Annotated in this window: 2 protein-coding genes; one reads left to right on the top strand and one right to left on the bottom strand. The window is 69.6% G+C overall.

Going from position 1 to position 1344, the window contains the following annotated elements:
• Positions 1–259 (bottom strand): response regulator (locus tag FKP22_RS30550; protein ID WP_375140635.1); only part of this gene is annotated, 259 nt, incomplete at its 3' end.
• 247 nt (positions 260–506) lie between these two features.
• Between FKP22_RS30550 and FKP22_RS30545 the strand changes: the two genes are divergently transcribed.
• A partial coding sequence (locus FKP22_RS30545; protein WP_170201187.1) for a TolC family protein occupies positions 507–1344 on the top strand: 838 nt, incomplete at its 3' end.

Below are 1344 nucleotides of genomic sequence, written 5' to 3'. Positions count from 1 at the left end.
CGATGTCGTCGCCGCGGGCCGTGAGCATCAGCACCGGGATGCGGCTTTGCGCGCGCAGCCGGCGCAGCACCTCGATGCCGGTCAGCCGCGGCATCATCACGTCCAGCACCACGATGTCGTGCTGCTGGCTCAGCGCCGCGGCCACCGCGCTTTCGCCGTCATGCGCCATCGAAGTGCGAAAGCCGTCCTGGCGAAGGTAGTCGGCCAGCAAACCGACGAGTTCCACGTCATCGTCGACAAGCAACACGCTGGGGATCATGAAAGGCTCCGGCGGGGGAGCAAGGCTGGGCGGAACACGGCAGGCATCAACAGGTTGAGGGCTCGCATCTTCGCGCCGGGCCCGCGTGGCCGAGCGCTTCCTTACGTTTCTTTAGACTTCCCGGACGCAGCTTGTCGGAGCCGCACTGCAGCATGGCGACATCGTCATCATGCCTTGCCCGATGCCTCCGGCCACCGTTTCTTCCCCTGCCTCTGCGACCCTCTGCCCCCGCTGGTTGGCGCGCAGCGTGACGGGCTTCACAGCCTTGCTGCTCGCAGCCTGCGCCGCGGTCGGGCCGGACTACCTGGCCCCGTCGCCGGACGACCTGACCGTGCCGGCCGATTGGCAGGCCGCTTTGCCGCACGGTGGCAGCACGGCTGGGCTGGAAGACTGGTGGTCCCGGCTCGGGGACCCGCTGCTGATCGAGCTTCAGGCCCAGGCGCTGAAAAGCAATCCGTCGATGCAGAAGGCCGCCGCGCAGATCGGCGCGGCGCGCGCCGCTTTGGCCAGCGCCGAAGCGGCCGAGGTACCCAGCCTGACGCTGGCGGGCAGCGGTTCGCGAGCCAAGGCCATGGGTGCGACCGGGGCCACCAGCGTGACCAACAGCGCCAGCCTGGCGCTGGACGCCAGCTGGGAGCTGGACCTGTTCGGCAGCGTGCGGCGCAATGTCGAGTCTGGCCAGGCCACGGCACAGGCCAGGCTGGCAGACTGGAACGACACTCGCGTGTCGCTGGCCGCCGAGGTCGCCACCGACTACATCAACTACCGGGCCTGCGAAGCCACGCTGAAGCTGGCCCGTGCGGACGCTGCCTCACGCGAAGCCACCGCCCGCATCACCGAGGGCAGCTTCCGCGCCGGGGCCAATGCGTCGTCTGACGTGGCGCTGGCCAATGCCAGCGCCGCCAGCGGCCGGGCCAGCGTGTTGTCGCAGCAGGCCGATTGCCAGATCGACGTGAAAGGCCTGGTGCCGCTGGTCGGCCTGCCTGAAGCCAGGTTGCAGCAGCTGTTGGACCAGGGGGCCGCGCAGCCACTGCAGCCGGCGCTGTTCGAGGTGCAACGGCTGCCGCTGGCGCTGCTGAGTCAGC

This window comes from Ideonella azotifigens, assembly GCF_006519715.1.
Taxonomy (GTDB): domain Bacteria; phylum Pseudomonadota; class Gammaproteobacteria; order Burkholderiales; family Burkholderiaceae_C; genus Ideonella; species Ideonella azotifigens.
The sequence above is the reverse complement of the archived record's forward strand: the minus strand, read 5'-3'. Positions and strand labels throughout refer to the sequence as shown.